Origin of the sequence: Streptomyces sp. adm13(2018), from assembly GCF_008042145.1 — a bacterium.
GTDB lineage: Bacteria > Actinomycetota > Actinomycetes > Streptomycetales > Streptomycetaceae > Streptomyces.
The window spans coordinates 78,994-88,017 of sequence record NZ_RDBH01000113.1 but is presented as its reverse complement, the minus strand read 5'-3'; the positions used below and the strand labels follow the sequence as shown (position 1 = coordinate 88,017).

Genomic DNA, 9,024 nt, shown 5'->3' with positions numbered 1-9,024 from the left:
GGCACCGAGCAGGGCCAGGAACTCACCTCGACGGAGGGTGAGTTCGAGTCCGTCGAGGTGAGTTCCTGGCCCTGCTCGGTGCCAGCGGCAGCGGCAAGACGACACTGCTCCGCATCCTCGGCGCGCTCGACGGCGCCGACGCGGGGGAGGCCCTCGTCCCCGAGGCCCGCACGATCGTCTTCCAGGAACCCCGGCTCATCCCGTCCAAGAAGGTCCTCGCCAACGTGACCGTCGGCCTCCCGCGTGGCCCCGCCACCCGCGCGACCGGGCTGCGCGCCCTCGCCGAGGTCGGACTCGAACGGCACGCCGACGCCTGGCCCGCCACCCTCTCCGGCGGCGAGGCCCAACGGGTCGCGCTCGCCCGCGCTCTCGTCAGGGAACCCGAACTCCTACTGCTCGACGAGCCGTTCGCCGCGCTCGACGCACTGACCCGGCTCCGGATGCAGGACCTCGTGGAGGAGCTGCGCCGGATCCACCGCCCGGCCGTACTGCTCGTCACCCACGACGTCGACGAGGCCGTACGCCTCGCCGACCGCGTCGCCGTCCTGAGGGACGGCCGGCTGGTCACCGACGAGCCCGTCACCGTCCCCCGCCCCCGGGACCCCGGCGACCCGGCCTTCGTGGCGCTGCGCCGCCGCCTCCTCGCCGACCTGGGTGTCCACGCACCCGAGGAACCCCCGGCCCCCACCACCCACTCCACCAATCACTCCGCCACCCCCGAAGGAGCATCCGCATGAGCGTCGTCATCGGTGTCCACCGCAGCAACCCTTCCCTCTACCACCTCTCCCGGCTCGGCTACGCGGAGGAGGAACTCGCTGCCCTCGGCGAGACCGTGACCTGGCACCCGTACACCGACGGCGTCCGCACCGGCGCCCATCTCGCCGACGGGACCATCGACTTCGGCGGCACCGGCTCCACCCCGCCCGTCACCGCGCAGGCCGCCGGACACGACATCGTGTACACCGCCGTCTCGGCACCCCGCCCCGACCACGGCGCCCTCCTCGTCACCGAGGACAGCCCGGTCCGCACCGTCGCCGACCTCAAGGGCGGCACCGTCCACCTGGCCGTCGGCTCCTGGCAGACCCACCTCGTCGCCAAGGCCCTGGACGACGAGGGCCTCTCGTACGCCACCGACATCACCGCCGTACGGGCCGACGCCGGCAGCGAGGAGAAGCTCCGCGCCGGCGCCGTCACCGCGTGGGTGGCCCAGGGCGCCGAACTCGCCGCCGCCCGCCGCACCGGCGGACTGCGCACCCTGATCCGCACCGGCGAGGTCATCAGCGACCGGTCCGTCTTCTTCACCCGGCGCGACCTGGCCGAACAGCGCCCCGAGGTCGTGGAGGCGCTCACCCGGGCCCTCCGGCGGGCCGACGCATGGGCCGCGGAGAACCCCCGCGAGGCCGCCGGGATCGCCGCAGCGGACCAGGGCGGCACGGTCGACGACTGGGAGACGGCCCTGCGCGCCCTCCCCTGGACGATCGAGGAGGTCGGCGCGGACTTCGTCGCCGAGCAGCAGCAGGCGGCCGACATCTTCCACCGGACCGGGTTCATCGACCGCGCGATCACCGTCGCCGACGCCCTGCCCCGGAAGGCCGGATCCCGATGACCTCCCCGGCACCCGAAGTCCTCTGGTACGTCATCCCGCGCGAGGGCGCGTACCCGTGGGAGCCGGCGGGCCGCCGCCCGGTCGACCTCGGCTATCTCACGCAGCTCGCCGGAACGGTCGAACGCTTGGGCTACACGGGCGCGTTGCTGGCCACGGACCTCTACGACGTGTGGCCGCTGGGCTCGGCGCTCGCGGCCGCCACCAGCACCCGCTTCAAACCCCTCCTCGCCGTCCACCCGGGGCTGATCGCACCGACCCTGCTCGCCAAGATGGCGCTCAGCTTCGACAACCTCTTCGGCGGCCGACTCCGCTTCAACGTCGTCAACGGCTCGACCGCCTCCCTCCGCGAGTACGGGCTCCATGTCGAGCACGACGAGCGGTACGAACTGAGCGCCGAGTACTGGTCGATCGTCAAGCGACTCACGGCGGGCGAGGTCTTCGACCACAAGGGCCGCTTCTACGACCTCCAGGGCGCGGGCGCCTCCTTCCGCGACCTGCGGCCCGTCCAGGAGCCGCACGTCCCCCTCTGGTTCGGCGGCTCCTCGGCGCCCGGGATCGAGATGGCCGCCGAGCACGTCGACGTCTACCTCACCTGGGGAGAGCCGCCGCACCTGCTGAAGCAGAAGCTCGATCACGTACGGGCGCGGGCCGCCGCCCACGGCCGCACCCTCCGCATCGGCCTGCGGCTCCACCTCATCGTCCGCGACACCGAGGACGAGGCCTGGGCGGCCGCCGACCGGCTCCTGGACGTCACCAGCGAGGCGACGTACGCCCGGCAGCTCGGTGAGCGGTCGGGCGAGGACGGCGTGGGCTGGCAGCGTCAGTTCCGCCAGCACGGCGGCCGCGTCCCGGCCCGCGCCCGCGAACTGGAGACCCACCCGAACCTGTGGCCCGGCATGAGCCTCTTCCGCCCCGGCCCGGGAACGGCGGTCGTCGGCTCGACGGCCCAGGTCGTGGAACGGCTCAAGGAGTACCAGGAGTTGGGCGTGGACACCTTCATCCTCTCGGGCAACCCCCTCCTGGAGGAGGCCTACCGAGTGTCCGAAACGGTCCTCCCCGCCCTGGGGGTCAGCCGCTGAGGCGCAGGCCGCGAGCGCGGCACGGCGGCCAGGGAGTTTCGGCGCGCCGCTTTGCGTCGGCGGGGGAGTGCCGCATTGATCGAATGTTGATGGCTCGTTTACGGCCCTCCGGCAGCGTGTACGCCATGCAGACCTACACCACCGTACTGACCGCTCCGGAGCCCGACATGTCCTGGCAGGAGGACGCGCTGTGTGCCCAGGCCGGGCCGGAGTTCTTCTTCCCGGCGCCCGGGTCGTCCACCCGCGAGGCCAAGCAGCTCTGCGGTGCCTGCGAGGGGCGGGTGGCGTGCCTGGAGTACGCGCTGCGGCACGACGAGCGGTTCGGCGTGTGGGGCGGGCTGTCCGAGAAGGAGCGGATCCGCCTCAAGCGCCGCCAGGCCTGAGTGAGCGGAGACGCGGACGCCTCGGCGCGGGGGTACGAGGGGTCCGGCGGGACCGCGGAATGGCGGAACCGGGGAACGGCGGGCGGGCGCGGCCGGCCGATCTCGGCCCGTCGCGCCCGTCCCGTGTTCCGTCGCCGTCAGCGGCCCGCCGCCGTCAGGAGCGGCGGCCCGCCGTCAGAAGGGCGCACGAGGCGCCGCCCGGCCCGGTCGTGGGCCTCGGGTCGCTCAGCCGGCCGCGCGGGCGGCCATGCGGGCCTTGCGGGCGGCGAGCTTCTCGTCGAACTTGCTCGCCTCGGTGTCCAGGCCGTTCATGTACAGCCCCAGCTCCTCCTGCGCCTGCAGACCCTCGGGCCCGAGGCCGTCGATCTGGAGGACCTTCAGGAAGCGGAGGACGGGCTGGAGCACGTCGTCGTGGTGGATGCGCATGTTGTAGATCTCGCCGATCGCCATCTGCGCCGCGGCCCGCTCGAAGCCGGGCATGCCGTGTCCGGGCATCCGGAAGTTGACGACGACGTCCCGCACGGCCTGCATGGTCAGGTCGGGGGCGATCTCGAAGGCCGCGCCCAGGAGGTTGCGGTAGAAGACCATGTGCAGGTTCTCGTCGGTGGCGATCCGGGCCAGCATCCGGTCGCAGACCGGGTCGCCGGACTGGTGGCCGGTGTTCCGGTGCGAGATGCGGGTCGCGAGCTCCTGGAAGGCGACGTACGCCACGGAGTGCAGCATCGAGTGACGGTTGTCGGACTCGAAGCCCTCGCTCATGTGCGCCATCCGGAACTGCTCCAGCTTGTCCGGGTCGACGGCGCGGGAGGCCAGCAGGTAGTCGCGCATCACGATGCCGTGGCGGCCCTCCTCGGCGGTCCAGCGGTGCACCCAGGTGCCCCAGGCGCCGTCGCGGCCGAAGAGGCTGGCGATCTCGTGGTGGTAGCTCGGGAGGTTGTCCTCGGTGAGCAGGTTCACGATGAGGGCGATCTTGCCGATCTCGGTGACCTTGGACTGCGACGGGTCCCAGGCCTCCCCGTCCTCGAAGAAGCCCGGGAAGTTGCGGGCGTCGGACCACGGCACGTACTCGTGCGGCATCCAGTCCTTGGTGACCTTGAGGTGCCGGTTGAGTTCCTTCTCCACGACCTCTTCCAGCGCGTAGAGCAGCCGGGCGTCGGTCCACCCTGCCGAGCTGCCGAGGTGGGGAGAGGTGAGTGTCACGAGTACTCCTGGGGACGGAGGAGGGCGAACGGGCATACCTACGGCTACGTAGGTTACGAGACCGTAGGTTAAGGCTCCGTAAGGCATCGGCCAAGCCCGTCCCGGCGATGCCCGGTTACGTTCCGTTATGTGTGCTGCTCCGTCGGGGTGCTGGAGACGCAGGTCACGTCCCGGACGGCCCGTATCCGTCACCCGGACGACTACACAGAGCAGGGGGTCGGCGGCGTGGTGCAGTCGGTGGATGGCCGAAGCGGATGGGAATCCGGGGCCCGCGCGGGGGCGGATCGGGCCCGGCGGACGCCCGGCCCCCGGACGGCCGGCGGATGCCGGCCGTCCGGGCGCGGCCCCGGCGAAGGCCTTCGGGCGCGGCCCCGGCGAAGGCCTTCGGGCGCGGCCCGGGCGAAGGCCTTCGGGCGCGGCCCCGGGCGAAGGCCTTCGGGCGCGGCCCCGGCGAAGGCCTTCGGATACGGCCCAGGCGGAAGGCCTTCCGGATACGGCCTACCGGAGACTCGCCGCCGCCTCCCGTACCTCCTCCGCCGTCGTCGGGCGCAGCTCGCCGTCGAGCAGCAGCCAGCGGGTGATCCCCAGCGACTCCAGGAACGACACGTCGTGGCTCGCCACGATCAGCGCCCCCTCGTACGCGTCCAGGGCCGCCGTCAGCTTCCGCACCGACGCCATGTCCAGGTTGTTCGTCGGCTCGTCCAGCATCAGCAGCTGCGGGGCCGGCTCCGCGAGGAGCAGCGCCGCGAGCGTCGCCCGGAACCGCTCCCCGCCGGACAGGGTGCCGACGGTCTGGTCCGCCCGCGCGCCCCGGAACAGGAAGCGCGCGAGCCGCGCCCTGATCGCGTTGCCCGTCGCCGCGGGTGCGAACCGGGCCACGTTCTCCACCACGCTCAGCCCGTCGTCGAGGACGTCGAGCCGCTGGGGCAGGAAACGCAGCGGCACCCGCGCCTCCGTCTCGCCCGAGAGCGGTTCGAGCTCCCCCGCGATCGTCCGCAGGAGGGTGGTCTTCCCGGCGCCGTTCCGGCCGACCAGCGCGATCCGCTCCGGCCCGCGCAGCTCGAACTCGCCCTCCACGCGGGCTCCGTAGCGCAGTCGGGGGCTGCGCAGGAACAGCACCTCGCGGCCCGGCGGCACCGAGGTCCGCGGGAGTTCGACACGGATCTCGTCGTCGTCCCTGACCGCCTCCACCGCGGCGTCCAGCCGCTCCCGGGCCTCCGAGAGGCGCTCGGTGTGCAGCGCCTTGTGCTTGCCGGCGGAAACCTGGGCCGCGCTTCGGAGGTTGTTCGCCACGATCTTCGGGACGACCTTGTTCTCAAAGCTCTTCTGCCCGTACCGCCGGCGGCGGGCCAACTTCATCTGGGAGTCGGCCAGTTCCCGCTTCTGCCGCTGGACGTCGGCCTCGGCGACCCGCACCATCCGCTCCGCCGCGTCCTGTTCGGCCGCGAGCGCCTCCTCGTAGTCCGCATAGGCGCCCCCGTACCAGGCGACGGAACCGTCCCGCAGGTCCGCGATCTGGTCGACCCGCTCAAGCAGTTCGCGGTCGTGGCTGACCACGACCAGGACTCCGGACCAGTTCTCCACGGCCTCGTAGAGCCGGGCGCGGGCATGCAGGTCGAGGTTGTTGGTCGGCTCGTCGAGGAGCAGGACGTCGGGCCGGGCGAGCAGCAGCGCGGCGAGGCGCAGCAGCACCGACTCGCCGCCCGAGACCTCGCCCACGGTCCGGTCCAGGCCGACGGCCCCGAGCCCGAGCTGGTCGAGGGTGGCTCGGGCCCGCTCCTCGACGTCCCAGTCGTCGGCGAGGGCGGTGAAGTGCTCCTCGGCCGGGTCACCCGCCTCGATGGCGTGCAGGGCCGCCCGCTTCGCGGCGATGCCGAGGATCTCGTCCACCCGCCGCGAGGTGTCCAGGACCAGGTTCTGCGGGAGGTGGCCGAGTTCGCCGGTGACCCGGACGCTGCCGGAGGACGGGGTCAGCTCACCGGCGATCAGCTTCAGGAGCGTGGACTTGCCGGAACCGTTGAGGCCGACGAGCCCGGTGCGGCCGGGGCCGACCGTGAGCCGGAAGTCGTCGAAGACCTCGGTGCCGTCGGGCCAGGAGAAGGAGAGCGAGGAGCAGGTGACGAAGGTGGGGTGATGTGCCATGGAGGCCTCCGGGATGCGTGCGTGGGCGCAGACGTGCGGGGATGCGACGCGTGGAGACACCGGGGCGCGGGCGGTCTGTCGTCAGAACGGCTCGTACGCCGAGGTCGAGAACGGCACACGCGGCACAGGGGGCACGCGCGGCACGGTGTCTCGCAACCTCAGACGAGCAACGTCCTTCTCCGATCAGACGGCGACTGGTACGTGGAGAACGGTAGGCCGTGGAGCGGGAGGGCGGCAAACGAATTACGGGCCGGCCCGAGGGGGCGGCCCGTGAGGCGGGCCCGGCGGGCGGGCCCGTGGTGACGCCTACGTCGCGCTACGGATGCTCGCGCAGCAGCTCCGTCAGGTCCTGGTCCCAGTCCAGGTACTGGTGCTCGCGTCCGGCCGGTACCAGGTGCTGCGAGCGCTCCAGGAAGAGGCGCAGTTCCGAGGTCCGCACGTGGACCATGGCCACGCCCTCGGGGGCGTGGAACTCGACGACCGTGCGGTCGTACCCGTACGGCCGGAGGCGGACGTCCCCGACGCCGGCCGGGCGCTCGACGCCCTGGACGAGCAGCTCACGCGCGAAGGCCCACGAGACCTCGACGCCCTCCAGGGTGGCCGGGGGCGGGAACGCCATGCTCACGGCGTACGGGTCCTCGCGGTCGTACCGCAGGGTGGCGGGGACGGTCTCCATCCGCGGAGCGGATGCGACGAGACGGGCCTGGACGGCCTGCTCGATGACGGCGGACACGACCGGCTCCTTTCACGCGGACTTTCGGATCCTGTGCGTCTCCCCGACACCGGGGCACCTGACACCTGAGAAGACGAGCGGAACGGCCGGAACGTGCACTCCGGATACGCGTGAGCTGCGTCACGACGGCGAGCCGGATCGCGCGCCGCCCCGCGCCCGGCGGATCGTCGCAGGTCAGAGAGGTGAGATTCGGGTCAGCGTGCTTCCGGCCCGTCGACGTCCGGCTCGGCGGGCGGGCCCGGGTGATCGCAGGACGGCTGGATTCCGGAGGCCGCCCGTACGGTCGGCCATGCCACCAGCCTGGGAACGCCCCGGCGGGCACGCACCCTGGACGGGGAGCGGGCGGGGGCGCTAGCTTCCGGCGCCATGACGTCCATGGGGAACACGAGACGAATGATGTCGGTGGGACTGATCGGGGCGGCGCTCGCGCTGACCCTGGCCGCGCCCGCGCGCGCCGGGGAGACCCCCACGGCGGCGACCGGCGGCACCACGGCCCACTGGGAACTCACACCGACCGGTACCGACGCCCGGTTCCGCGGACTGGCGCCCGTCGACCGCCGGACCGCGTGGGCCGCGGGCTCCAAGGGGACGGTGCTGCGCACCACCGACGGCGGCCGGCACTGGCGGAACGTCTCGCCGCCGGGCGCGGCCGAGCTGGAGTTCCGCGACGTGGAGGCCTTCGACACCCGCCGGGCCGTCGTCCTCGCCATCGGCGAGGGCGAGGCCTCGCGCGTGCTGCGCACCGAGGACGGCGGCGCCACCTGGACCGAGTCCTTCCGGAACACCGATCCGGGGGCCTTCTACGACTGCATGACCTTCTTCGACCGCCGGCACGGACTCGCCATGAGCGACCCGGTCGACGGCAAGTACCGCATCCTCTCCACCCGCGACGGCGGCCGCTCCTGGCGGGTGCTGCCGAACGCGGGGATGCCGGAGGCGCTGCCCGGCGAGGCGGGCTTCGCGGCGAGCGGCCAGTGCCTGGTGTCGGCAGGGCCGCGCGATGTGTGGCTGGCGACGGGCGGCGGTGCCACCGCGCGCGTGCTCCATTCCGCGGACCGCGGGCTGACCTGGACCGCCACCGCGACGACCGTCCCGGCGGGGGACCCGGCCCGCGGCGTCTTCGGCCTCGCCTTCCGCGACCGCACGCACGGCATCGCCGTCGGCGGCGACTACCGCAAGGACCGGCCGTCCCCACGGGCCGCCGCCGTCACCGGGGACGGGGGCCGCGGCTGGCGGGCCTCGGAGACGCCGCCGCCCGCCTACCGCTCCGGGGTCGCCTGGCTCCCGCACAGCAGGAATGCCGCACTGGCCGTCGGCCCGACCGGCACCGACCTCACCACCGACGGCGGCCGCACCTGGCGCACCGTCGACACCGGCTCGTTCGACACGGTCGACTGCACGCCGGACGGCTCGTGCTGGGCGGCGGGGGAGCAGGGCCGGATCGCCCGCCTGGGCCGCCGCTAGGCCGGCCCAGGAGTCAGGAGGGCAACTGCTCCCGGAACGGGGCGAGTTCCTCGGCCGTCTTGGTCGCGTAGAACTCCGTGATCCGGTACGCGCACACGCCCTCGACGCTGAACGGGTCGGCCGCCGCGATCTTCTCGATCTCCGTGCGGTCGACCCCGGCGGCCAGGATCACCCCGCCGTCGCGCGGGTTCTTGCGCCCCGAGGCGATGAAGACGCCCGCGGCGTACTGCGCGTCGAGCCACTCGACGTGTGCGTCGAGGAGCACGTCCACCCGCTCGACGGGCGCGGTGTAGGTCAATTCCAGTACGAACATGACGGGCAGGCTACCGGGCGTCTCCCGGACCCGACGGCCCGTCCCAGCCCCCGGACGGGGCGGGGAAGCCCGGGGTCCCCGGACGGGGCGGGGAAGCCCGGGGT

General features: G+C 73.2%; 8 protein-coding genes and 1 pseudogene. 5 read left to right on the top strand and 4 right to left on the bottom strand.

The window, feature by feature from the left end; genetic code table 11:
• Window positions 1-47 precede the first annotated feature (47 nt).
• The 4 genes and pseudogenes from EAO70_RS10360 to EAO70_RS10345 form a co-directional block, all read left to right on the top strand.
• A pseudogene (locus EAO70_RS10360) lies at window positions 48-737 on the top strand (ABC transporter ATP-binding protein); the annotation flags it as partial.
• Entirely contained in the window at window positions 734-1,606 is an 873-nt protein-coding gene (locus EAO70_RS10355; protein WP_148002714.1) for an ABC transporter substrate-binding protein, read from the top strand. The pseudogene EAO70_RS10360 and the gene EAO70_RS10355, both read left to right, overlap by 4 nt.
• A complete protein-coding gene (locus EAO70_RS10350; RefSeq protein ID WP_148002713.1) occupies window positions 1,603-2,685 on the top strand; it encodes an LLM class flavin-dependent oxidoreductase in 1,083 nt (360 codons plus the stop codon). The genes EAO70_RS10355 and EAO70_RS10350 overlap by 4 nt, the downstream gene beginning before the upstream one ends.
• 125 nt (window positions 2,686-2,810) lie before the next feature.
• Window positions 2,811-3,068 (top strand): WhiB family transcriptional regulator, encoded by a 258-nt coding sequence (locus EAO70_RS10345; protein WP_148002712.1) that lies wholly within the window; start codon window positions 2,811-2,813, stop codon window positions 3,066-3,068.
• 225 nt (window positions 3,069-3,293) lie between these two features.
• Here the strand turns inward: EAO70_RS10345 and EAO70_RS10340 are convergent, their stop codons facing one another.
• The 3 genes from EAO70_RS10340 to EAO70_RS10330 all read right to left on the bottom strand — a co-directional run bounded on the left by EAO70_RS10340 (window position 3,294) and on the right by EAO70_RS10330 (window position 7,143).
• Window positions 3,294-4,268 (bottom strand): acyl-ACP desaturase, encoded by a 975-nt coding sequence (locus EAO70_RS10340; protein ID WP_148002711.1) that lies wholly within the window; start codon window positions 4,266-4,268, stop codon window positions 3,294-3,296.
• 498 nt (window positions 4,269-4,766) lie between these two features.
• Window positions 4,767-6,410, bottom strand: a complete 1,644-nt coding sequence (locus EAO70_RS10335) for an ABC-F family ATP-binding cassette domain-containing protein (protein WP_148002710.1) — start codon at window positions 6,408-6,410, stop codon at window positions 4,767-4,769.
• Window positions 6,411-6,726: 316 nt separating this feature from the next.
• Window positions 6,727-7,143, bottom strand: a complete 417-nt coding sequence (locus tag EAO70_RS10330) for an SsgA family sporulation/cell division regulator (protein WP_148002709.1) — start codon at window positions 7,141-7,143, stop codon at window positions 6,727-6,729.
• A 366-nt stretch (window positions 7,144-7,509) separates the two neighbouring features.
• On the opposite strand from EAO70_RS10330, the gene EAO70_RS10325 reads away from it, so the two are divergent.
• The gene (locus tag EAO70_RS10325) at window positions 7,510-8,607 is read left to right on the top strand and encodes a WD40/YVTN/BNR-like repeat-containing protein (protein WP_148002708.1); all 1,098 of its coding nucleotides are present in this window, start codon (window positions 7,510-7,512) and stop codon (window positions 8,605-8,607) included.
• A gap of 13 nt (window positions 8,608-8,620) precedes the next feature.
• On the opposite strand, the gene EAO70_RS10320 is transcribed toward EAO70_RS10325, so the two are convergent.
• Window positions 8,621-8,920 carry a YciI family protein gene (locus tag EAO70_RS10320; protein WP_148002707.1) on the bottom strand — a complete coding sequence of 100 codons (300 nt, stop codon included), beginning with the start codon at window positions 8,918-8,920 and terminating at the stop codon, window positions 8,621-8,623.
• Window positions 8,921-9,024: the final 104 nt, after the last annotated feature.